Source organism: Noviherbaspirillum sp. (genome assembly GCF_035944575.1).
Taxonomy (GTDB): Bacteria; Pseudomonadota; Gammaproteobacteria; order Burkholderiales; family Burkholderiaceae_D; genus Noviherbaspirillum.
Map to the genome: position 1 here is coordinate 1 of NZ_DASZBA010000153.1, position 23,138 is coordinate 23,138.

General features: G+C 61.9%; 21 protein-coding genes and 1 pseudogene. 15 read left to right on the top strand and 7 right to left on the bottom strand.

Going from position 1 to position 23,138, the window contains the following annotated elements; genetic code table 11:
* The 3 genes and pseudogenes from VGU61_RS10780 to VGU61_RS10790 form a co-directional block, all read left to right on the top strand.
* Positions 1 to 205 (top strand): annotated as a pseudogene (locus VGU61_RS10780) (alpha/beta hydrolase); the annotation flags it as partial.
* 147 nt (positions 206 to 352) lie between these two features.
* Positions 353 to 1,534 carry a hypothetical protein gene (locus VGU61_RS10785; RefSeq protein WP_326859126.1) on the top strand — a complete coding sequence of 394 codons (1,182 nt, stop codon included), beginning with the start codon at positions 353 to 355 and terminating at the stop codon, positions 1,532 to 1,534.
* A gap of 49 nt (positions 1,535 to 1,583) precedes the next feature.
* Entirely contained in the window at positions 1,584 to 2,495 is a 912-nt protein-coding gene (locus VGU61_RS10790; protein ID WP_326859127.1) for an SGNH/GDSL hydrolase family protein, read from the top strand.
* An 89-nt stretch (positions 2,496 to 2,584) separates the two neighbouring features.
* Here the strand turns inward: VGU61_RS10790 and VGU61_RS10795 are convergent, their stop codons facing one another.
* Positions 2,585 to 3,646: a MerR family transcriptional regulator gene (locus VGU61_RS10795; RefSeq protein ID WP_326859128.1), complete on the bottom strand. Its 1,062-nt coding sequence runs from the start codon at positions 3,644 to 3,646 to the stop codon at positions 2,585 to 2,587.
* 398 nt (positions 3,647 to 4,044) lie between these two features.
* Between VGU61_RS10795 and VGU61_RS10800 the strand changes: the two genes are divergently transcribed.
* Positions 4,045 to 5,292, top strand: a complete 1,248-nt coding sequence (locus VGU61_RS10800; protein ID WP_326859129.1) for a branched-chain amino acid ABC transporter substrate-binding protein — start codon at positions 4,045 to 4,047, stop codon at positions 5,290 to 5,292.
* Positions 5,293 to 5,336: 44 nt separating this feature from the next.
* On the opposite strand, the gene VGU61_RS10805 is transcribed toward VGU61_RS10800, so the two are convergent.
* Complete coding sequence (locus VGU61_RS10805; protein ID WP_326859130.1) at positions 5,337 to 6,107, bottom strand: hypothetical protein; 771 nt, start codon at positions 6,105 to 6,107, stop codon at positions 5,337 to 5,339.
* Positions 6,108 to 6,133: 26 nt separating this feature from the next.
* Positions 6,134 to 6,568, bottom strand: coding sequence for an MAPEG family protein (locus VGU61_RS10810; RefSeq protein WP_326859131.1), 435 nt, complete (start codon positions 6,566 to 6,568; stop codon positions 6,134 to 6,136).
* A gap of 157 nt (positions 6,569 to 6,725) precedes the next feature.
* On the opposite strand from VGU61_RS10810, the gene VGU61_RS10815 reads away from it, so the two are divergent.
* The 5 genes from VGU61_RS10815 to VGU61_RS10835 all read left to right on the top strand — a co-directional run bounded on the left by VGU61_RS10815 (position 6,726) and on the right by VGU61_RS10835 (position 11,758).
* The gene (locus VGU61_RS10815) at positions 6,726 to 7,724 is read left to right on the top strand and encodes a GlxA family transcriptional regulator (protein WP_326859132.1); all 999 of its coding nucleotides are present in this window, start codon (positions 6,726 to 6,728) and stop codon (positions 7,722 to 7,724) included.
* A gap of 50 nt (positions 7,725 to 7,774) precedes the next feature.
* Positions 7,775 to 8,884, top strand: coding sequence for a DUF748 domain-containing protein (locus VGU61_RS10820; RefSeq protein WP_326859133.1), 1,110 nt, complete (start codon positions 7,775 to 7,777; stop codon positions 8,882 to 8,884).
* Between the two features lie 109 nt (positions 8,885 to 8,993).
* The gene (locus tag VGU61_RS10825; protein ID WP_326859134.1) at positions 8,994 to 9,758 is read left to right on the top strand and encodes a phytanoyl-CoA dioxygenase family protein; all 765 of its coding nucleotides are present in this window, start codon (positions 8,994 to 8,996) and stop codon (positions 9,756 to 9,758) included.
* 219 nt (positions 9,759 to 9,977) lie between these two features.
* Entirely contained in the window at positions 9,978 to 10,946 is a 969-nt protein-coding gene (locus VGU61_RS10830; RefSeq protein ID WP_326859135.1) for a diacylglycerol/lipid kinase family protein, read from the top strand.
* The gene (locus VGU61_RS10835; protein WP_326859136.1) at positions 10,943 to 11,758 is read left to right on the top strand and encodes a metallophosphoesterase; all 816 of its coding nucleotides are present in this window, start codon (positions 10,943 to 10,945) and stop codon (positions 11,756 to 11,758) included. Before VGU61_RS10830 ends, VGU61_RS10835 begins: the two co-directional genes overlap by 4 nt.
* A 62-nt stretch (positions 11,759 to 11,820) precedes the next feature.
* On the opposite strand, the gene VGU61_RS10840 is transcribed toward VGU61_RS10835, so the two are convergent.
* Complete coding sequence (locus VGU61_RS10840; protein WP_326859137.1) at positions 11,821 to 12,897, bottom strand: hypothetical protein; 1,077 nt, start codon at positions 12,895 to 12,897, stop codon at positions 11,821 to 11,823.
* 248 nt (positions 12,898 to 13,145) lie between these two features.
* Here VGU61_RS10840 and VGU61_RS10845 point away from each other — a divergent pair, with 248 nt between their 5' ends.
* Together VGU61_RS10845 and VGU61_RS10850 are read left to right on the top strand one after the other, a co-directional pair.
* Positions 13,146 to 14,495 carry an MFS transporter gene (locus VGU61_RS10845; protein ID WP_326859138.1) on the top strand — a complete coding sequence of 450 codons (1,350 nt, stop codon included), beginning with the start codon at positions 13,146 to 13,148 and terminating at the stop codon, positions 14,493 to 14,495.
* Between the two features lie 11 nt (positions 14,496 to 14,506).
* The gene (locus VGU61_RS10850) at positions 14,507 to 15,472 is read left to right on the top strand and encodes an aldo/keto reductase (protein WP_326859139.1); all 966 of its coding nucleotides are present in this window, start codon (positions 14,507 to 14,509) and stop codon (positions 15,470 to 15,472) included.
* A 54-nt stretch (positions 15,473 to 15,526) separates the two neighbouring features.
* Here VGU61_RS10850 and VGU61_RS10855 read toward each other — a convergent pair whose 3' ends face one another.
* Together VGU61_RS10855 and VGU61_RS10860 are read right to left on the bottom strand one after the other, a co-directional pair.
* Complete coding sequence (locus VGU61_RS10855; protein ID WP_326859140.1) at positions 15,527 to 17,989, bottom strand: AI-2E family transporter; 2,463 nt, start codon at positions 17,987 to 17,989, stop codon at positions 15,527 to 15,529.
* Between the two features lie 120 nt (positions 17,990 to 18,109).
* Positions 18,110 to 18,394: a hypothetical protein gene (locus VGU61_RS10860; RefSeq protein WP_326859141.1), complete on the bottom strand. Its 285-nt coding sequence runs from the start codon at positions 18,392 to 18,394 to the stop codon at positions 18,110 to 18,112.
* A gap of 295 nt (positions 18,395 to 18,689) precedes the next feature.
* Between VGU61_RS10860 and VGU61_RS10865 the strand changes: the two genes are divergently transcribed.
* The 3 genes from VGU61_RS10865 to VGU61_RS10875 all read left to right on the top strand — a co-directional run bounded on the left by VGU61_RS10865 (position 18,690) and on the right by VGU61_RS10875 (position 21,195).
* Complete coding sequence (locus VGU61_RS10865) at positions 18,690 to 19,043, top strand: DUF805 domain-containing protein (protein WP_326859142.1); 354 nt, start codon at positions 18,690 to 18,692, stop codon at positions 19,041 to 19,043.
* Between the two features lie 275 nt (positions 19,044 to 19,318).
* Positions 19,319 to 20,485, top strand: coding sequence for a hypothetical protein (locus VGU61_RS10870; protein ID WP_326859143.1), 1,167 nt, complete (start codon positions 19,319 to 19,321; stop codon positions 20,483 to 20,485).
* A gap of 359 nt (positions 20,486 to 20,844) precedes the next feature.
* On the top strand, positions 20,845 to 21,195 hold the full coding sequence (locus VGU61_RS10875; RefSeq protein WP_326859144.1) for a CzcE family metal-binding protein: 351 nt from the start codon (positions 20,845 to 20,847) through the stop codon (positions 21,193 to 21,195).
* Positions 21,196 to 21,357: 162 nt separating this feature from the next.
* Here VGU61_RS10875 and VGU61_RS10880 read toward each other — a convergent pair whose 3' ends face one another.
* A complete protein-coding gene (locus VGU61_RS10880; RefSeq protein WP_326859145.1) occupies positions 21,358 to 21,765 on the bottom strand; it encodes a response regulator in 408 nt (135 codons plus the stop codon).
* 157 nt (positions 21,766 to 21,922) lie between these two features.
* Here VGU61_RS10880 and VGU61_RS10885 point away from each other — a divergent pair, with 157 nt between their 5' ends.
* Positions 21,923 to 23,119 carry an iron-containing alcohol dehydrogenase gene (locus VGU61_RS10885; RefSeq protein ID WP_326859146.1) on the top strand — a complete coding sequence of 399 codons (1,197 nt, stop codon included), beginning with the start codon at positions 21,923 to 21,925 and terminating at the stop codon, positions 23,117 to 23,119.
* The last annotated feature ends 19 nt before the right edge of the window (positions 23,120 to 23,138 follow it).

Genomic DNA, 23,138 nt, shown 5'->3' on the forward strand with positions numbered 1-23,138 from the left:
GTATCTGGAAATCAACAACGGCAGCCACAGCTGCGCCAATAGCGGCAACAGCAATGCCGGGCTGATCGGCAAGTACGGCGTGTCGTGGATGAAGCGCTTCATCGACAACGATACCCGCTACAGTCCTTACCTGTGCGGAACACCGCATCAATCCGATCTCTCGCTGACCGCGATCTCGGAATACCGGGAGACCTGCCCGTATTGATGAAGCCCCGGCGAAGCGCTGTGCCGGTGGTACATGGGGTGCATCTGCCGCGCTTCGTCCTGTTCCTCACTTTTGCGGGCTGCCGAAAGGCAGTCCGCGCAGTCGTTTTTGGCGGGCTTGCAACAGCACAGCCCCGGAGATAACCGCATGAAGTTCGGAATATTGCTTCCTTTCCTGCTTGCGCCGGTACTTGGGATCGGCATCGGCATTCAGCTCTATCAGCATGTGGAAGGCGACGACGAACCGGCCGGGAAAGCCCGGACGACGGAATCCGCTCAAGGTCAGCAGCCCGGCGCCCAGGCCATGGCGCCCGGCGGCGGAGCCGGACGGAACATGGCGTTCAACGAGTTGATGTCTATCATGCGCAGCGGCTCGGCCGTCGTATCCGCGCCCGAACTGCAAGCCGCATTCCGGACCGCGATGTCCCAGGAACCGGGCGAACCGCGCCAGGCAGCCATGCGCGGCGCTTTCATCCGCTGGGTGCTCCAGGCGCCGGAAGAGGCGCTTGCGCACATCGACCAGATTCCGCAGGAAGACCGCCAGCACCTGACGGCGACGGCGATTGCGGTCCTCGCGGAACAGCAGCCCGACAAGTTTCAGCGTTATGCAACCCTGCTTGGAAAGGACACCGGCGCGATCCTCGCCGCCAGCCTCGGCGCGCTGGCGGAGAAACGCCCCGCCGAAGCGCTCGACTGGATCCGGCAGAATCCCTCGCTGGATGAGAATGGCGCGCTGACCGCCGCCGTCGTGCCCGAACTGCTCCGTGCGGATGTCGGGCTCGCTGCCAAGGTCGTGGCGTCGATGAAGGGCGAGGCGCCGGTTGCGCTGATCCAGCAGGTGGCGGCTACCTATGGCAAACAGGATCCCGACCAGGCTTACCGCTGGGTCGGCGAAATCATCCGGGACAAGCCCGACGCCTCGCCGTCTCAGGTGCTCAACGAAGTCAGCAGCACTCTGGCCGCGCAGGACATGAGCAAAGCGATCGACTACATGAACCGCGCGTCCGATGCGGAAATCAAAAAAAGCCTGATGAGCGAAATCGCCGTCACGAAAAGCCAGGATGACCTGGGTGCGGCGTGGAACTGGCTGAATCAATACAGTAATGATCCGCTGTATTCCGAAGCGGCGATGAACCTCGTCTATCGATGGTCGTACGTCAGACCGCAGGAGGTGGCGAAGATCCTGCCGTCCATGAGTGACCCCGATATGCAAACGACTGCCGCGACCCATCTCGCGCGCTTATGGCAGCAGCAGGATAGCGAGTCCTTCCAGAAGTGGGTCGCTACGCTTTCGCCTGGCAACCTCAGGACGGCGGCGACGCAATTCTGAGCAAGCCGAATACGCAGCGCAATAATCCAATAAACCTAAGGGAGAAAACATGCATCAAAAAAACAGGCGCCTTGTATTTAAATTCACCACACTCGCAGCGGCGCTTGCCGTATTTGCCGGATGCTCGACGTCGCCGCGGCAAGCCGCCGGGACAGGCAGCGCCGAGCGCATCGTCGTATTCGGCGACAGCAATGTCGATAACGGGAATCTGTATCGCATGACGTCCAGCGAATTTCCGGCCGCCCCCAGGTGGAAAGGCCGCGACTCCAATGGTCCGGTCGTCGTGGAATATCTTTCCGAGAGCATGAACGCGAAGCTGGAAAACTATGCGGTAAGCGGAGCGACCACGGGCGAATCGAATATCGTCCCGCGCATCGTACCCAAGTACACCAACGTGGCCACGACCGGCGTGAGCTGGCAATTGGCGGAATTCACCAAGGCCGGCGGGAAGCTGGGCCCGTCGGACATCGTGGTGCTCTGGGCGGGCTCCAACGACATCTTCGGCGCCCAGCGGCAGGACAAGGCCGACCTGGCCAGGCGCATCGACACCGCCAGCAGCAATGTGGAAAGGGCGTTGCTGCGACTGCATGCACTCGGTGCGAAGCGCGTGGTGTTTTCCACACGCACCCCGCGCGACGTGATCGGCACCGACAATGACCTGAACGGCGTCGACCTGAATGCCTCGCTGCGCGAGACCATCAAGCGCGTGCAGGCGAAGACAGGTCTGGATATCGTCGTCTACGACGCTTATGCAAGGATCGCCGACATGATGACCAATCCGTCGAAATACGGATTTTCCGACCCGAAGACCTTGTGCGTGAACGTGCCGGCATGCGCGTCGGACGCCTACGGATCAGGGCAACCCGTTGCCAGCACCTATATCAATTGGGACGGTGCGCACAAGACGACGCGGGTGCACAAGATCATGGCCAATGAAATACAGGACATGCTGCGACGTTAGCCGACAGGCTGGCAATGAGATGTATTGCCGGCTGTGCGGAATGCCGGGCGATCCGCCGCTCCTTCACAGCCATCCTTCCGCTCGGCCGGCTATCCGGCGGATCTTCTTGATGGCTTGATCGCCGGTACTGCACCCGCCTTGCGCTTCGATGATTGCGCCGCGAGATGCGCTTCACGAATGTAGTCCTGCGCCTCGCGGCTGACGGTCATGGCGACCTGGAGTACCGGCTCGTTTTCTATTGCAGCCAGAAGTCGCTCCCTGATTTGCGGGTCGTTGTCGGTGAGCCGATCAATGAGCTTGCTCCAGCGGTTTGCCAGACGCATGGCTTGATCGCTCTCCGCCGCAACACCCCGCCGGATCAGCCGTTCGGCGGAAACTCCAATGCGGGTCCATTCCTGTTCCGGCACAATGTTGAAACGGCTGATCTGGGAAGGCTCGAGATGGCGATGAAACGCTTCCAGCCGCAGATGGACGGCCTTGTTGATGTACCCGAACAGTTCGGCGTCAATACTTTCGCTCAGGTGCGCGTTGGGTTCGTTGTTGCGCATGTTTCCCCATCGTTTCAACAGTTCGAAATCCCCTTCCATCCATTGCAGGGAAAGTTCGATCCAACGCCTTGCGAGGATTTGCGCTTCGTTCGACGAAGCAGGCATATCCCGATTCATCGCGCTCCTGATGTCGGCGATCAGCGGATGCCACTCGGCGAGCAGCTGGTTCCACCGGCTGAAAATTCCCCGCAGCTCGTCCATGTTGAAGTATTTGCGGAAGGTCGCCATCAGGTTCAGGGTCGATAGCCACTCCTCCATCCCGCTGTTGATGCCGGACGTAATCCGGTCCTGTATCAGCGCCAGCCGGTTGCGCAGATCCGCGGTATTTGCCATTTCTTCGTCCAGCATCTGAATCTGCCGTGAAATGATCATCGGCAGCGTGGCGGCATCCTCCTCGAACAAGCGGCTGATGTCTGCCAGCGGCAAGCCGAGCTGCTGCAGCGCTTGAATGCCATGCAGGCGCGCAAGGTCACTCTGGTTGTAAAGCCTGTATCCCGATTCCGACCGGCCTGACGGCTTGAGCAGGCCTATGCTGTCGTAATGATGCAGCGCCCGGACAGTCAGCCCGGTGCGCTTTGCGAGTTCTCCGACCTTCAACAACACGATTCCTCCAGTCCTGCGGTTGGCTGAGCGGGTTTTTTGGGGATTCTATAGTGTCCCTACCGACGGAACAATTGCTCCACTTTTCCCGGAAGGGAGCGATCTGTATCCCCGCAGGACACTTGACCCTTACCTTACGTGAGGGTTTACGATGCCCCGCGAGACAAGATTGCCACGTGGTGAGCTCCGGGTGCCGTGACGTTTATCGACGCGCTGCCCATCGGTGCGACCGACATGATCCTCAAAACAGGATCAGGGAAACGACAGGAATCACATTCAGCTATCCGCCTGAAGGTTGACGTCTCCGATATAACGACGACCAGCCGCTGCAAGGGTTGCATACCAAAGCCAGCGTGGCTGAATTCCAATATTGAAATCCGCACAATTACAAGGATGAGACCATGAACACCGCAATCCGCACCCTCGTGCTTACGGTATCGTTAGGCGGAGCACTTTCAGCTCCGGTTGCACATGCCGAGAATATCCGTGTCGCGCTGATCGAGACCATGTCGGGGACATTCGCACCGATCGGCCAGAACCAGCTGCACAGCTATCAGATGATCGCCGAGCAGGCAAACAAGCAGAAATGGGCCGGCAATCACACGATTGAATTCGTCGCCTTCGACAACAAAGGCAGCCCGCAGGAATCGCTGACCCAGCTCAAGGCGGCCATCGACCAGGGTTACCGTTACATTGCGCAAGGCAACAGCTCCGCGGTGGCGGCGGCATTGATCGACGCGCTCAACAAGCACAACGAGCGCAATCCGGGTAAGGAAGTCGTGTTCTTGAACCACTCCGCGATCGATCCGGATCTCACCAACAGCAAGTGCAGTTTCTGGCACTTCCGCTTCGACGCCAATTCCGACATGAAAATGGAAGCGATGACCGGGCTGATGGCGAAAGACCAGAACATCAAGAAGGTTTACATCATCGGCCAGAACTATGCACATGGCCATCAGGTTGCCAGGGCCGCCAAGGAAATGCTGAAGCGCAAACGCCCGGACATCCAGATCGTCGGCGACGATCTGCATCCGATTGCCCAGGTCAAGGACTTCGCGCCTTACGTCGCCAAGATCAAGGCTTCCGGCGCGGATACCGTCATTACCGGGAATTGGGGATCGGACCTGGCCTTGCTGGTCAAGGCCGCCAAGGATGCCAGCCTGACCGCGAACTTCTATACCTACTACGGCAGCACGACCGGCGTGCCTACCGCCATGGGAGCAGCCGGCGAGAACCGTGTGAAATATGCGGGACTATGGAACGTCAACAACGAATCCTACGCCGGCAAGGAAATCGTCGAAGAATTCAAGAAGCGCTACAACGACGACTTCTACGTCATGCAGACGCATACGATTGTTTCCATGCTGTCCAAGGCAATCAAGCAAACGAATTCAGGCGACCCGATCAAAGTCGCACTTGCACTGGAAGGCATGAAAATAAAAGGGCTGAACGGCGACATCGAAATGCGCAAGGCGGACCATCAAATCCAGCAGCCGCTGTACATCGCCACCTGGGTCAAGACAAATAACAGCGATGTGAAGTTCGACCAGGAAAACACCGGGTATGGCTGGAAGACCGATGTGAAACTGGAACCTTACATCGCGGCACAACCGACGTCCTGCCAGATGAAACGGCCTGTGGCACCGTAACAAATCGCGCAATGCGGCATGGGGCAGGGGGCGCCCCCTGCCCTTCAATCCGCCAGCGGCGCGCCACGGATCATGCCGGCGAATCCCAGCCCCATCAGGAAGCCGGCCCGGGACTGCGGACTTCGCTGCGATTGCGCCTTCATCGCCGTCACGATGTTTTCCTTGAAACCGAGGCGTGGATAGGCATGGACGACCTGGCCGACGGTGTCGGGGTGCAGCCGGCGGATGCCGGCGCCGACCAGATCCATCGCCGCACCGGCATGCAGCAGGTGTGCTTCGGCGCCGTGCCGCAATCCGACCCGGACATTCAAGTGCAGCGAAATCGCTTCCGATAATCGTTGCCTGCGCTCGTCCGGCCAGCCCGCGTCGAGTGCAAAGCGTGCCGCCGCCCGTGCGCCCTCCACCGCGAAGCAGACGGCGCATTGCGTGTCGCAGGCATGGCGCGGCGTCAGCCCGAGGTCATGCAGCGCGCTGGCGACGAACAGCAGTTCTTCATCGAAACGGATCCGCCGTCCCTGCGCGCAGATCGCGCCCCACAGGTAGGTGCGCATGCAGTGGTTGGCCAGCCACGGCGGACTCAATCCGCGCATCACACCGGCGGCCTGCCTTGCCACGCCGGAATCGGGTATCCGCAACGATGCCAGGTCGATCCGCGCCAGCGCTTTCGGGGCAATGCCGAGGCGGCTTTTCAGCCTGTCCGGCAACGCGGCGGCGCGGGTGAGCATGGCTTGCGCCAGCAGCCGCTGGCGGTCACGGTTGGTCAACAGGCCGTTCGTGACCGCGGCCCATTGCATGGTGCCGACTGTGGTTCGCATGCTCTTTGTCCCCCGAAGTAAATAAGTCACACGATGCCGACCAGGCCGACGATACGGAAAGCGATCACCCAGCACACACCCAGGCCGGCAAGATAAAACACGGCACGCCATGGCTGTCTGCCCGCAAGGTAAGCAACCGTGTGTGCATACCGCACTCCCACATACACGCCGAACAAAAGCTGCGCCGATTCGCGGGATGCGCCAAGCAGTACATAGGAAAGCGCCAGTGCCAGAAACAGCGGCAGGTTTTCGACATCATTGCGCCAGATATTTGCGCAGCGCTGCGGTAAAGCCGCCTCTGCCTGTGCGGGCTTGCGACCCATCAGCGCCGCATCTTCCGGCAATGGAAATTGTCCCGATCGCAGGCGACTGATAACCTGCACCATGCTTGTCAGCGTTGTCTTGGCGAACAGGGCAACCAGGGCAATGGCGAATGCGGCGAGGCCGGGCAGGTTGTCCATTTATTTCCTCCTTGTTTGAATATCGATAGCAGGAAGTATGGGGAGAGATGGGGAAATTGCCCATTGGCTAAAAAGCCAAGTTCATGGTGTAATTCGCCAAGAGCGATGATCGAATCATTTGCCCCGCTCAAAAAAAGCGCTCCCCACACAAAACAACATGCCGCTCACCCCGCAAACCATCCGCATCGGCGTACTCGTCTACCCAGGTTGCCTGCGCAGCAGCGCAGTCGGGCCGCTGGACGTATTCCGGATCACCAACACGCTGATGCAGTACCGCCCCGCCGTGCAGCGCCTGCACTTCCAGGCCGACTGGTTCAGCGCGCGTGACGAAGAGGCCGACATCGGCGGCCTGCGCTTCGCCACCCGGCCACTGCACGGCGCCCGCCTCGACGCGCTTATCCTGCCCGGGATCGACCACCGCGATACCCAGGAGCTGGCGGGACTGATCGATCGACTCCTGCCGGAGCAGCAAGCCATCCGCAATTTCGCGAAGAGTGGCCGGTTGCTCGCATCGAGCTGTTCCAGCACCTGCCTCGTCGCGCATGCCGGCCTGCTCGACGGGCACCGCGCGACGACAAGCTGGTGGCTCGGCAATTACTTCCGCAAGCAGTTCCCGCAGGTGCGGCTCGATGCGGAAGAGCTGGTGGTGCAGGACGGGCAGTTCATCTCGTCCGGGGGCGTCACGTCCTTTCTCGACCTGTCGCTGTGGCTGGTGGGCCACTTCGGCGGCGAGGCTTTGCGACAGACCGCCGCCAAGGTGCTGGTAGTGGACGGCAATCGTTCCAGCCAGGCGCCCTATGTCGCCGCCGCGATGATGCAGGACCACGGCCATGCGGTGGTGGAGCGCGCGCGGCGCTGGCTGAACCGCCAGCTCGGGCAGCCGTGGACCATGGCGCAACTGGCGGAACATTGCCACACCAGTACGCGCACGCTGCTGCGGCGCTTCCAGGAGGCGACCGGCATGACTCCGGTGCGCTACGCGCAGCAGCTCAGCGTCGAGCGCGCCAAGGCATTGCTGGAATCGACCCGCCTGTCGCTGGAGGAAATCACCCAGCGCTGCGGCTATGAGGATCCGGCCACCTTCAGCAAGGTCTTCAAGCGCTGGGTGCAGGCGACGCCGCGCGAGTACCGGCTGCGGTTCGGATTGCGGCACTGAAGGCTTTCGCATACAGTTGTTACCTCCACGCAATCCTGTCACCGCTTCACATGAGTACCCGCCTCAAACGCATTCGACGTATCGCTTTCATCCTGTTCACCGCCGTCGCCGTACTGGCCGGCGTGCTGTTCGCCGCCCTGCACTTCGCCACCAGGGAACTCAGGAGCCAGGTGGAACAGGCGCTTGGCGCCGACAGCGAGGTGGGCGAGATCGTCGTCGGCTGGTCCGCCATCGAAGTCCTCGACGTTCGTATCCGTGGCCCCAAGGGCTGGCCCGCGCAGGATGCCCTGCGGGCACGGCGGATCGTGATCAAGCCCGATCTGCTCGGCCTGTTTTCCGCCCGCATCCATATCCCGTCCATCACGATCGACAGGGCCTACCTGTCGGCGCTGCGGTCGCGCGACGGCAAGCTGAAACTGCTGCCGAGCCTGCTGGACAGGCCGGCCGCTACCGATGCCGCCAATACCGCTGCCAGCCCGACCGTGACCATCGGCAAGATTGAATTGAAGGATGGCGCGCTCGACTTCTTCGATGCGACGGTACGGCAACCGGCGCACCGCATCAGGCTGGAAGACCTCACGGCCGGGGTGGAAGACCTGCGCGTTCCCGCCCTCGATGGACGCACGCGCATCCGTCTCAACGGCACCGTCAAGGGCGTGCAGCGCCACGGCACGCTGAAGATCGACGGCTGGGCGGAACTGGCGTCGCTTAACTCCGAGATCAGGACGCGGCTGCAGGGCGTGGATCTGGTCGCCTTCCAGCCCTACCTCATCAAGGCCTCCGAAACCGGCGTGCGGCGCGGCACGCTCGACCTGAGCATCAAATCGACGGTACGCAACAACCGCCTGCATGCACCCGGCACCGTGACGCTCATCGGCCTGGAACTCGCAAACGGCAGCGGTTCGATGAGCACCTTCATGGGTGCGCCGCGCCAGCTGGTGGTGGCGGCGCTGAAGGATCGCAATGACCGGATCTCGATCGATTTCGTCCTCGACGGCAATCTGAGCGACCCGCGGTTTTCGCTTAATGAAAGCCTGTCCAGGCGCATCGGCGCGGCGGTCGCCGGCGGGCTCGGCATCAGCCTGGAAGGCGTGGCGCGCGGCATCGGCGGCGCGGCCGAAGGCCTTGGCGGCGTGGTGAAGAAATTGTTCGGGCAATAAGCCATGCCGGCGGAATATGCATTACCCTGTTTTGCGCTACCTTATGATTTTCACAATCTCCGCATACCGTCCGTATCGAGGCGGCGCATGACGATAACGCATTCAAAACATGGATAACGCACTTTCCGATACCCAGACAGAACAATTCGCCAACGACGGCTACCTGATCCTGAAAGGCCTGGTGACGCCGGTCGCCTGCGACCTGATGCTGTCAGTCGCACGGGAACATCTGCGCGCCGCCGTGCCACCGCTGGAATACGAGGCCGAGGTCGGCTATGCGGGCGCGCCGGCGTCACTGGATGCGCCCGGCGGCAGAACCGCGCGCCGTCTGCGCGACGCCTACCACCGGCATGAATGTTTCCGCCTGTGGGCGGAAGACAAGCGGCTGGTGGCGATGCTGCGGCAAATCTTCGATGAACCGGTGACGCTGACCCTGGCACACCATAACTGCGTGATGACCAAGCACCCGGATTTCGGCACCGCCACCGGCTGGCATCGCGATATCCGCTACTGGTCGTTCACCAAGCCCGATCTGATTTCCGTCTGGCTGGCGCTCGGACCGGAACACGAAACCAACGGCGGCCTGAAGGTGATTCCGGGTTCGCACCGGTTGGACATCAGGCGCAGCCAGCTCGACGACCTGGATTTCCTGCGGCCGGACGTCGCGGAAAACCAGGCGCTGTTCGACATGGGCATCCCGCTTGATCTCGAAAAGGGCGACGTGGTGCTGTTTCACAGCGGCCTGTTTCATGCGGCCGGCAGGAATACCGGTTCGTCGGTGAAGACCTCGGTGGTGTTTGCGTACCACGGAGCGAGCAATGCGCCGGTCGAAGGCAGCAGGTCGGCTGCTGCCGGGGGTGTTGCGCTAGGCTAATTGCCGGCGAGTCATGCCGTGCGTCGAGGCGGCAAGCATCGGCTGTCGATTGCCGCAATAAAAACGGAGCCACGGACACGGGCTCCGTTTTTTTTTACGGCAAAACCCTCTCGTCGGCTTTGATCAAATTGCCAATGCAACCCCCAAGCTATACTGGACCGCCGCAATGTCGGCGCTTTCCAGCCCCCACCGCTCTTCAAAAATCGCCCAGAGGAAACAATGTCATTTATTCCGGATGTATCCAATGCACCCCTGCTGATCGTGATGAATGCCGGCTCGGGACGCAAGGACAGGGCGGAAACACTGGAAACGATTACCCGGATACTTACCGAAGCAGGGCGCGAGCACCGTCTAATCCTGTTGGAGAACCCGAAGCAGATCGTGGAGATCGCCCGCCGCACCGTGCAGGAAGCGAAAGCCTGTGGCGGCGTGGTGGTAGTGGGCGGCGGCGACGGTACGATCAATGCCGTCGCCAACGCGGTGCTTGGCAGCGGCTGCGCGTTCGGCGTGCTGCCGCTTGGCACCTTCAATTACTTCGCCCGCACCCACAACATCCCGGAAGACACCGAGGAAGCGACGCGCCTGCTCCTGACCGCCCGCCCGCATCCGGTGCAGGTCGGTCTGGTGAACCAGCACCTGTTCCTTGTCAATGCCAGCCTCGGCTTGTATCCGAAACTGCTGGAAGACCGCGAGGCCTACAAGCAGCAGTACGGGCGCAGTCGTTTCGTGGCCCTGCTGTCAGGCGTGGCGACGATTCTGAAACACCACCGCCAACTGCGCCTGACGCTGGAGCGGCATGGAAAAGTGACCCAGATGCGCACGCCTACCGTCTTCGTCGGCAACAATCGCCTGCAGATGGAACAGACCGGGATCCCGCTGGCCGAAGCGCTGGAAGAAGGCCAGCTCGCCGCCGTGGTGCTGAAGCCGGTCGGCACGCTGGCCCTGCTGTGGCTGCTGGTGCGGGGCGCGCTCGGGCAGCTCGGGGATGCGGATCATGTCGTCAGCTTCGGCGTGCGGCGGCTGACGGTAAGGCCATCGCGGCTGTACCGCATCCGCCGTGTGAAAGTGGCGACCGACGGCGAGATCGGCTGGCTGGATGCACCGCTCGAATTCCGCGTCGGGCCGGAACCGCTTTACCTGCTGAAACCCGATCCGCCCGCGGATGACGACAACAAGGACGCGTCATGACGGTCGTCCTCCATATCTCCGATCCGCATTTCGGCACCGAGGTGCAGCCGGTGGTCGAGGCGCTGGCGCGTCTGGCGCAGGAGCATCGGCCGGGACTGGTGATCCTGTCGGGCGACATCACGCAGCGCGCGCAGCAAGCCGAGTTCGACGCGGCGCGGCGGTTCATCGAACGGCTGGATGTACCCGCCCGGCTGGTCATTCCGGGCAACCACGATATTCCGTTGTTCCAGATCGGAGCCCGGCTGTTCACGCCTTATGGCCGCTACCGGCGCGTGTTCGGCGACGATCTGGAGCCGGTGTTCGACGATGACGCGCTGCTGGTGATCGGCGTGAAGACCACGCGCCGCTACCGGCATATCGACGGCGAGGTATCGGGGGCGCAGATCGGCCGGGTTGCGGACCGGCTGCAGCAGGCCCCGCCCGGTCAGCTTCGTATCGTGGTGACGCATCAGCCGGTATTCGTGACGCATGCCGAGGACAAGGAAAACCTGCTGCATGGCCGCGATGAGGCAATACGGCGCTGGGCGCTCGCCGGCGCCGACCTGATACTCGGGGGCCATATCCATCGGCCCTTCGTCAGCGCATTGCACGAACGCTTCGCGGATTTTCCGGGCCGCGTCTGGGCGGTCCAGGCGGGCACCGCGCTGTCTTCGCGTATCCGCAACGATGCCGGCAATTCGGTCAACCTGATCCGCTATGACGGAACGACCGTGCCGCGCCAATGTACCGTCGAGCGCTGGGACTATCATCCGCCCTCCCAGGCCTTCCAATTGAAAACCACGGTGGAACTGGTGTGCGGAGAGCGCCGCTGACGTCGGCGTGAATCGCGCGCCGTTGCTTTGCGTGCCCGACCATGCTGTCGGGGCAACCGTATTTACTGCGGCCCGGTGTTTTCCGTGGCCGGCGGCCTGACCAGCGGCGCCTGGGGCAGTTGCGCCGGCCGGCGTACGGCGGCGCTGACGATTGGCTCCATCCCGGTCGGCCCTTCCGGCGGCCGCTTGCATCCCGCGGGCTGCTGTTTGCCGGCAAGGGGAATCGAGTAGCCGACGTGGAAAGTGGTGTCGCTGTTGCCGCCATCGGTTTGCGAGTGCGATACGTTGAGGTGCCAGTTGCGCATCGCCACGCCTAGATCCACGCGTTCGCTATCGGCATTGTTATGCAGGCCGGTATGCAGGCGGACGCAGTTGTCGAGTTGTCGCGCATAGCTGATCCGGTTGGACGACGTCGTTGCCTCGCTGCGCATGACGCGATTGACCTGGTGGGTGAAATGACCGAAGTCGCGCTGCAGTTCGATGCGCGATCCGGGCTCCGGACGAAGACCGAGCTGCAGGCTGTAGCCGTCGAGCCGTCCGCCGCCTGCTTCCATATTGCTTCCGCCGGACGCAATGCCGAGATCGGGAAGACGGGACGGCGCGGCAGTTCCGCCACCCGCTTCCACGCTATAGGTGGCAAGTCCGACATCGCTGAGAAGACGGTCGCGGCTCCATACCTTGCGGGCGGCCAGCAACAGGCTGCTTTGCGAGACCGCGCCTCCGGATTGATCAGCCGACGACCAAAGCTGTCCGCTGGACAGATGCAAATGCACATTGTGCTTGTACGCATACACACCATTGACCAGCACTTCGGTCTGGTTGTCGCGACGGGACAGCGCCATGCCTGCCCCGAGCTTGCCGGTCAGCAGGGCGCCGTAATCGACGTTGAGGGAGGGATTGATCTGGTGATGCGCATCGAGCTTGGCGTCCCACTTCTTGTCACGCTCCGTATAGCCGATACCCGCGCTGTGTTTATCGATGTGGATGTGCCGTGGGGCGCCGTTGCTGCCGGACAGATCCGGAAGGTGCTGGGCAGGTTTGTATAGCGGCTGTGATGTCTGGGCTGCATGGCATGCACCGATGCCAATCAGCAATGTGCCCACCGCCAGCTCTTTGACGGTAATGTGCAATATCGTCATCGTGGGTGTTGCAGCATGCTTGATGCGCTGTTGTGACCGTGCGGCATTATATTTGACGAAGGCTTTCCGCAGCACATTATTGTCCGCGTTCAAGCCGTTTTTTTGCCGTTCGTTAACCCACTGTCTAGCCTTGCATGCAATGGTTGCCGAAAAAGCTAGACGGGAAAATCATCACTTCAGGATTTCCGCCGGCGGCATGCGGTCATAAATGCAATTTCCAAAGCCGCTCAAGCCTTCCTCTTCCATACATGCCTCCCCCGTCCAATCCCGGTTCCACCGATCCCGCGATTCCCCGCCTGCATCAATTGCTGATGCGCGCCACCGGCGCAGGGCGGCACGAGATCGCGGCAATGCTGTGGGGGTTTGCGTATTTCTTTTGCTTGCTTAGCGGCTATTACCTGCTGCGGCCGTTGCGCGATGCGATGGGACTGGTGGGCGGCGCGAATCGCCTGCAATGGCTGTTTACCGCCACTTTCGTGGCAATGCTGTTACTGGTGCCGGTGTTCGGCGCAATCGCGGCGCGTTGGCCGCCGCGCCGTTTCGTCCCGGTGGTCTACCGCTTCTTCGCGCTGAACATCCTCGCTTTCGGCGTGCTGTTTGCCACCGGTGTCCAGGAGGTGGCGGTGTCGCGGGTGTTCTTTGTCTGGATCAGCGTGTTCAACCTGTTCGTGGTCAGTATTTTCTGGAGCGTGCTGGCGGACAATTTCAGCAATGCGCAGGGACGGCGGCTGTTCGGCTTCATCGCCGCCGGCGGTACCGCCGGCGCACTGGCCGGACCGGCGATCGCCGCATTGCTGGCGGTGCAGTTCGGCGTCGCGGTGCTGACGCTGATCGCGGCGGTGCTGTTCGAACTCGCGGTGCAATGTTTTCGCGGCCTGCTCTCCGCCACCGCAGGCTGGCGGTCGAGTCCCGGATCGGATGTTCAACGCGGCGCACCGGACTCGACACTCGCCGATGTCCGCCTGGGCGGCGGCATGTTCGGCGGTGTGAAGCTGATCCTGCGCGACCGCTATCTGCTGGGCATCGTGCTGTTCCTGCTGCTGCACACCTTCGCATCCACGCTGCTGTATTTCGAGCAGGCGCGCATCGTTTCCGCGTCGCTGTCCGATACCGCCGAGCGCACCCGGCTGTTTGCCGTCGTCGACTTCAGCGTGTCCAGCCTGACCATCCTGCTGCAACTTCTGATTACCGGCCGCTTCCTGAAATATGCCGGCGTGGCGACCGCCCTGGCCCTGCTGCCGCTGGCCGGCATGCTCGCATTTGCCGGCATCGCCATGTGGCCGACGCTGGCCATGCTGGTGGCGGTGCAGACGCTGCGCCGCTCGGTGGATTACGCCATCGTGCGCCCGGGACGAGAGGTGCTGTTCACGGTCGTCAGCAGGGAAGCAAAATACAAGGCCAAGAGCGTCATCGAAACCGTCGTCTATCGCGGCGGCGATGCGGTCAGCGGCTGGATCTCCGCCGCCCTCACCGGCATCGGTGTCGGCTTCACCGGCATCGCGCTGCTGTTTCTGCCGCTGACGGCATTATGGGTGCTGCTATCGAAACGGCTGGCGGCGGGCATGGAGATGCGAAAAGCGCAGGAAACTATCGAATGAGGAGATAACCGATGAAAGACCTTTCGCCGCGCGCGCCGATGACGCGCGCCGAATTCCTCCGCCTCGCCGTGGCCGGCACGTTCGTGCTGGGCACCGGCCTCGGTGGCAGGGCACTGTCCGCAACCCGAGGAGCCGCGATGAATACGCCACGCATGCATACCCGTCCCATCCCTTCCAGCGGCGAGGCGCTCCCGGTGATCGGGTGCGGCACCTGGCAGACCTTCGATGTCGGCACGGGCAGCGATGAACGTGCGCCGCTGGCCGAGGTACTGCGCATCCTGTTCGAGGCGGGCGGCTCGGTCATCGACAGTTCGCCCATGTACGGCCGCTCCGAAGCAGTGGTCGGCGATCTGCTGAAACAGGCCGGCATGCATGACAAGGCCTTTGTCGCCACCAAGGTATGGACACGCGGACGCGACGCCGGCATCCGGCAGATGCGCGAATCGATGAAGCTGCTGCAGGACGAGCGCATCGAGCTGATGCAGATCCATAACCTGGTCGACTGGCGCACGCACCTGAAGACCCTGCGCGGCTGGAAGCAGGAGGGGCGCATCCGCTATCTCGGCATCACGCACTACACCGCCAGCGCCTACGACGAACTGGAAGCGATCATGCGTGCCGAAGCACTGGATTTCGTCCAGCTCAATTATTCGCTTGCCGAAAAGGAAGCCGAAGCTCGGCTGCTGCCGCTGGCGGCGGAGCGCGGCATCGCGGTGCTGGTGAACCAGCCGTTCGGTGGCGGCCGCCTGCTGCGCGACCTTGCCAACGCGCCATTGCCCGGATGGGCAAAGGACATCGAATGCGACAGCTGGGCGCAGATCCTGCTCAAGTACGTGCTCGGCAATCCCGCCGTGACTTGCGCCATTCCCGGCACGTCGCGTCCGAAGCATATGGTCGATAATTGCCGGGCCGGCATGGGCGTGCTGCCGGATGCGGCAATGCGCAGGCAGATGGCGGCGTTCTGGGCGCAGCGTTGAACCTGCTTTTACGCGCGGTAAGCCCCGCGATTCTCGCCGGAAGCTGCTCCGCGTTCACGCGCCGGCGGCGGAAATGTGCCCCGGGGGAAGCCGGGGTTCCACAGTGCCCCCGTCCTCAGCCGGAGCCGCCGACGCCGCATCCGCTTTCGCTTCCAGTTCCGCCATCAGTTCGTCCGCGATGACCTGCAGCAGCTTGACTTCGCGCGGGCTGAGGGTGCGCGGTTTCCGGTCGATCACGCAGAGCGAGCCGATCACATGGCCGGATGCCGCGCGCAGGGGAACGCCGGCATAGAAACGGATGTTTTGCTCGCGCAGGAAAGCGTTGTCGGCGAAGCGCGGATCGCGGGCGGTATCTTCCACCACCAGCGGCGCGTTGGCTGCGACCACGTGGCCGCAGATTGATGTGTCGCGCGTGCCTTGGCGAGTCTTGTCGAGCTCGGGCGGCAAGCCGACCGCGCCTTTCCACAGCTGGCAGCTTTCGTCGATGAGCGACACCAGTCCGATCGGCGTGTCGAACGCATCCGCCACCTTGCGCGCGATCCGGTCGAGATGCGCACCCTTGCGGGCGTCGAGTGCGCCGCTCCGTTGCAGGGCATCGAGGCGCGCCTTTTCTTCCGTCGGCAGCGGCGGCGGCACCATCGCCGGCGCTTTCTGCGTCACCATTTCCGTAACCATCCGCACCGCGTCGGACAGGCTGGCTGCAACCGCATCGGCACCGGCGTTTGCCCTCAGCTGCTCGGGGGTGCCGTTGTCCGGCGACAGGTTCCATGCGCACAGCAGGATCTTGAGATGCGGCATGCGGCGCTTGAGACGGCGGCAGACGAAGCGCGCATACGCATGCGGCTTGCCGATCAGATAGGAGAGGCAGACCACTTCCGTATTGCTTAGATCGAGCTCGCCGATCGCTTCCAGTGTGACTGCCGACGGCGGTGCACAGCGCACCCCGATGCCGCTGTTTTCCAGGCCGTGCGCCAGCATCGCCACGGCTGCCGTATCCAGTTCGCCGCGGCCGGCGATGCAAAGCACCGGCGTATCGAACCAGCTCGCCGGCTGCCGCGCATCCTGCTCCGGCTCCTCCCTTTCCAGCTGTTCACGCAGGTCGCGCACCACCGCCCTCACGCCGTCGGCCACCTTGATGCGGTCCTGCAGCGATACTCCGCGCTCGCCGTCATCTTCGGCCAGCCGCAATGCCTGCAATCCAACCTGGTCGTAGAACGACAGCAGCGATTCCTCGGCCACCTGTGCTTCGGCGATCTCGATCGCCTCTTCGACATTGCCTGCAAGGAAACGCTGGTACAGCCGCTGCTCAGGCAGCAGTACCGGATCGCTGCCGAGCAGCACGTCGAGAAAGGCCAGCTGCGGCACATAGCGCCCCATCACCACCAGGCAAACAGTGAGCGGCGTGGCGAGGATCAGCCCGATCGGCCCCCAGAGCAGCGTCCAGAAGATCGCCGCGAGAATCACCGCAACCGGCGACAGACCGGTGCTCGCCCCGTACAGCCACGGCTCGATGATGTTGTTGCTGATCAGCTCCATCGTGGCCACCAGCGCAACGGTCCATAACAGCATGTCCCATCCCGGGTCGACCGCGAAAGCGAGCGTGATCGGAAACAGCGCGGCGATGACCGGGCCGAGATAGGGCACGAAGCGCAGCAGCGTGGCCAGCAACGCCCACAGGAAGGCACCGGGTACGCCGATCAGGTAAAGGCCGATGCCGATCGGCACGCCGTAGCTGGCGTTGATGATCAGCTGCATCAGCAGGTAGCGGCTGACGCGCCGCGCCGCTTCGCTCAACGCTTCGGTGGTGCGGTGCAGGTCGCTGCCGGCGAGCCGGATGAAACGGTCGCGCAGATCGCTCGGTTCGAGCAGCACGAAGAAAATGAAGATGATCACCAGGCCGGCGGTACCGATCGGCCCGAGCATCGGCGCGACCATTTCCCGCACGGTGTCGAGCGGGTTCCGTTCCTGCGGCTCGACCCGTACCGGAATCGGCTCCTTCTCCTGGGCCTTGCGCGGCTTGCTGGAAGGCGCGGGTGTCGAGTCCTTCGACAATTCCTCGCCCAGCGCCTGGATAACCTCGGTGGTGCGATCGATTGCGCCGCCGCCCGGCGCGGCGGCGCGGATCGAGCGGATTTTCTGCTGCATGGTCTTCTGGTAGGTCGGCAGGTTCTCGGCGATGTTCACCGCCTGGCTGGCGACCAGCACCGACAGGCCGCAGATCAGCGCGAACGCCGACGTGACGACGATCAGCACCGCGCTTACCCGTGGCAGATGCAGGCGGCGCAGCCATGCGACCGGCGGGGCGAGCATGAAGCTGAGCAGCACGGCGAGCGCGAAGGGCAGGAAGATGTCGCGGCCGAAGTAGAGTGCGGCGATGGTCAGCAGCATGATCGCGGCCGTGACCGCGTTCAGGCCGGGTGTCTGATTTTGCGGCTCGGCCGCCGACGGTGCCGCTGCGGAGGCTGCTGTGGCCTCCTGCTGCTTGGGAAGATCGACAGGCGTTCCGGGCTTCAGCATGGCGGGAGGCGATCAAGAGCGCCGGGGATGGCAGGCATGTTCATTTTGGCAACGCAAGTCGGCGACGGTTCCATCGGTCGATTACCGTCAATATGTGCTGCATCTGCTGACCGACGGGGATCAGGAATGAACGGACGAACGTAGGCTGCTCAGGCGGAATTTGGTGCGCCGGTCGCCCATCAGCCGGCGCAGTTCGGCGATGCTGATGCCGGTCGCCTCATGCATCCACATCAGCATCGACCCGGTTACCGGCAACTTGCGGCGGCGAATATTGCGTACGACAGCTTCGGCAACGTTGAGTCTGCGCGCCAGCGCACGGTCATTGGTCAGTTGCATCGCTTCGATCAGCGCATCCAGAAGATGGTCGGGATCGTAGCCTTTTGTAAAAGCTTCACTCTGGTTCATGGCTTTGTGTAATTTCTCTATGTCGAACGGCAGATTCGGCTTGTGAATGACTACAGCCGGCGCGTTAGCCGGCTCTATCACGGCAGGAATGGTCCGCTAGTGCGCAAAAAGTGTTCCATCGGTGAATGAGTAGCGCATCCCGCTACCGGCGGCATACCCACGTCATCCCGGACCGGCGAATATGCGGCATTGCTGGATTTTGGTATTGAGTAAGAGTAATGTTCGGTGACGCTGGCTGGAAAACCTTGCGCAGCGTCAACATTTCTTGAATAAAAAATATCACTGGGAGCTATACATGACATTCGTGGAATCGATCAAGGCATGCTTTGCCAATTACGCTAATTTCAACGGCCGAGCGTCGCGGTCCGAGTATTGGTGGTTTGCGCTTTTCATCGTACTTGCAGGCTTCGGGATTTCGATGATCAGCGACATGCTGGGATCGGTGTTTTACCTCGCGACCCTGGTTCCATCGATTTCCGCCGCCGCCCGCCGGCTGCATGACACCGATCGCAGCGGCTGGCTCCAGCTTATCGCCCTGATCCCGATTCTTGGCTGGATCGCCATCATTTATTTCCTGGTACAGCCTGGCACCGACACCAACCGCTTCGGCGCCCCGATCGCCAATACCGGCGCACCCGCCATCAACTAGGTTTTCATTTGCTGGATGCGCATGGCCATGCGGCAGGCGCATCCAGTGCCACTTTGCGCCCGGCACCCGGCGTCCGGCTTCCCGCTTCGTCCCAACGCGCCAGAGCGATAGCCTTCTTCCCCTGGCATCTCCAACCCGTTATTTGCCATGCGGAACCATCTTTCCGATAGGCATGTCTTAATCGCCGCAAGCCGGCCCGGCATGGCTTAACGCGCCATATCCGGATTTTCCAAATTCATTTTCAGCATGCCGTCTCTCGCGGCAGACACCACTGCATGACCATTCCTGCCAACGAACGTGCGCTGCTTCCCTCGATCGCCCTGCAAGGCGCCATTTCTACCCTCGGCGGGTTCATCGGTTTTTTCATCATGCGCGCGCAGGATGTCGATGCGATGCTCCGCTTCACTGCCGGCATGATGACCGCCGCACTGGCGGCAACCCTACTGGCGTACTCGCTCGGGCCACGATTGCGACTGACCGGCAAACGCCTGTTCATCATCGGCTTCATCGCTCCCGGCCTGCTGATCCTGTTGTCGGATCGCTCTCCCGACATGATGGCAATTGCATATGGCGCATTCATCGGCCTAACCTGGAGCGCACGTCACTGGCTGGAGATGTCGCTCTTCAGCGACACCCAGCGCGACAGCTACGCCGCGCATTCCGGCGCGCTGACGGTCGTCTTCGGCATCGGCGCCACGCTGGCGGCCACACTCGTGCTGACCGGCGCCGCCGACCACAGCGGCCATGTGTACGATTTGTACGGTGCACTGTCCGTCATCGGCGGGCTGTTGCTGTGCCGGTGGATACCGGATACGGACCCGGTGTCGATCGACCGGCCGCTGGCAGTGATGCGCCAGCCCCAGTTCATCGCCTGCCTGCCGCTGTTTTTCCTCGAATCCGGGCTGTTCGGCGTCGGCCAGGCGCTGTCCTCGGCCGGTGCGGTCAAGGCGCTCGGTTCGGCCAGCCAATTCGGCTGGGTGGCGACGGCAGCGAGCCTTGTCGGCGGGATCGCACTCTATTTCACCCGGAAAAACCGCGATGTCCGCAACCGGGCGCAATGGCTAGGCGGTTCCTGCCTGGTGGTAGGCAGCGCGTTCCTTCTGCTTGGCGCGAGCGCTTGGATGCCGGCGCTGTTTATCGCCTATTCGGTGCTGAAAGCAGCCGGAAGTCCGTTCCTGATGGCGAGTGAACAGGTCCTCAACCAGCGTACGCTCGACATCGCCGGCAAGTTATCGGATCGGATTGTCGCCCGTGAATGCGTGCTCTGGCTGCTGCGCATGACGTCGCTGCTGCTGTTCTGGGGCTTGGCCGGCATGTTGTCATCCACCCAGCTTCTGGTGACCGGGTCGCTGATGCTGGCGGCAGCCACCGGCATGGAATATGTAATTGGGCAGAACTGGTTCTGGAAGGCGGGGAGAGGAGCACAAACGTCGGCAGGCTGAAAAGCCGCCCGGACTCCGGCCCCGTGGGCAAAAAAAAGCCCGCAGACCTTTCGGCTTGCGGGCTAATCCAATTCACAGGGAGTTGGAGGAGACAGGAGAGAATATATCGCAGCGCACCATATTTATCACGTTTATTGTAGTGATATCAGATATTTGATTTTTAAATATCTTGCACAAATAACACGCTGGTAAGTCCAAATAAAAACCCGCCGAGCTTTCGTCCGGCGGGTTCCTGTCTCTCTCCATCATCCTGGGAATGGATTTTTTTACATGCCGGCGAATATTACACTGTGAACTTGTCGATTTCGCTGTCAAATTGGAAACTATGCGCAAATTTTGTGCAGATATTGGAGTCGATAATGAAAATACTGCCGATACGCCGTGCTCTAGTACCGGTTTTGCTGGGGATGGGTATTTCCGCTCTGCAAACCCCGTATGCCCAACGAAGTTATGTCCATCTCTACGGCGACCCTGCCCCGGCCGCAACGGCCGAGAAAACCATCGAAATTCGACCGGATACCCGCCATGTGAATGTCGTCGGCGGCGACATTGTGCAGTTCGTCATCGATGGGAAGTCGTTCACCTGGCGATTCAATGTCGCACGTACGGTATCGGCCTTCGATCTGAAGGAAGTGGCACCGGCAGGTTTGCTGGATCGCAGTGTCATGGCTTACGTGTCGCCCGACCCACGATATTTTTCCGTGCCTTAGAAATTCGCATCATATGCACCATGCCGGAGCGGCGATGGTCTGAAAAAGCGCAGGCTGTGAACCGGAAGAAAAAATGCCCCGGCTTTCGCACGGGGCAAGAGTCGCTTACGCAACTGGAGGAGACATTCGCAAAGCTAGCAATTTGCGAGCCACTTTCCTCAATTACACAGAGCCGGTATGGCTGTTGGCGGCACGATGTTGCCTGGCAAGCTTGATGACTGCATTGCGGATGGTTGCCAGCACAGTTACGCCATTGAACGGCTTGACGATGAAGCCATGGACGCCGCGCTGCAGCGCACCTTGCACCGCTCTGGAATCAAGCTTTCCGGAGACCACGAATATCATAGCTTTCGGCAATGATTCCCGTATTTCATCCAGTTTCTGAAATCCGGCTTCGTCCGCCATGCCGATGTCGATGCAGGCGATCTGCGGTTGCAACCGGATCATGCTGGCAATCGAGGAAGCGCTGATATTGGCATCGCCGACGATGTCGTAACCGCCATTGGCCAAAACGCTTTTCAACAGGTCACGTGAAATCGCGTTGTTATCGAGTACGACCGCTCTAAGCATCGGCACAGCTCCTCATCGGTTGCCGGAAAGATAGACACATTATGCATAAGTCGGCAGCCGGCGGTCGATCGGATTTTCCAATCGTCCGCGGCATGGGCAACGCAATTCAGGCATCCGATGTATAAAGTGGGCTGTTTTCACAACCCTCAATATGCACATGACTGACATTGGCACCTTTTCCGTCGCCCGGTTGCCGGAGATCCGTTTCGGCGCCGGCCGCGCGGCCGACATTCCCGAAGCCGCCGCCCGCTTCGGCGGCAAGGCGCTGCTGGTGACCGGCGGCCGTTCCTTCCTATCGACGCCGCACTGGCCCGCCTTGCAGGAGGGATTGGAAAAGCGTGGCGTCGCCTGGAACCAGATGCAGGTCGACGGCGAGCCGTCACCGCAGGTCGTCGATGAAGCGGTGCGCCGTTTCCGCGATGCCGGCGTCAGCGTCGTCGTCGGCATCGGCGGCGGCAGCGTGCTGGATGCAGCCAAGGCGATCGCGGGATTGCTGACCAGCGGCCATTCGGTCATGGATTATCTCGAAGGCGTCGGCCGCGGCATCGCCTATAAAGGACCGTCATTGCCCTTCATCGCGGTGCCGACCACCGCCGGCACCGGCAGCGAAGCGACCAAGAATGCGGTGCTCAGCGTGCAGGGCGATGAAGGCTTCAAGAAGTCCTTTCGCCACGATGCGCTGGTGGCACAGGTAGCGATCGTCGACCCGGCGCTGCTGGAATCATGCCCGCTGTCGCTGATCGCGGCCAACGGCATGGATGCGTTCACCCAGTTGCTGGAGTCGTATGTATCGGTCAATGCCAGTCCGTTTACCGATGCGCTCGCCCTCTCCGGGCTGCAGGCATTCCGGGACGGCTTCTGGTCTGCCTGGGAGGAAAAGCACCCGCAGCGGCAGGAGGGCCTGGCGCGCATTGCCTACGCTTCCCTGATGTCCGGCATCACGCTCGCGCAGGCGGGGCTCGGCTCGGTGCATGGCCTGGCATCGCCCCTGGGCGCCTATTTTCCGATGCCGCACGGCGTCGTCTGCGGCACGCTGGTTGCGGAAGCAACCGCGACCAACATCCATGCATTGCGTGCGCGTGATCCGCAATCGCCGGCGCTGGCAAAGTACGCCGCCGTCGCAAGGCTGTTGAACGACGCCGCCGAACCCGACGATCATGCCGCCTGCGATGCGCTGATCGACCTGCTGCGCATCTGGGTCGAACAATTGCGCCTGCCTCGTTTGAATGAATTCGGCATGCATGCGGATCATCTGCAGAAAGTGGTCGCCAACAGTCGTGGCGGCAGCATGCGCACCAATCCGATTGTCCTGAACGACAACGAGCTGACACAGCTGTTGCTGGCGCGGCTCTGATTCGATCCACAGCGCAACA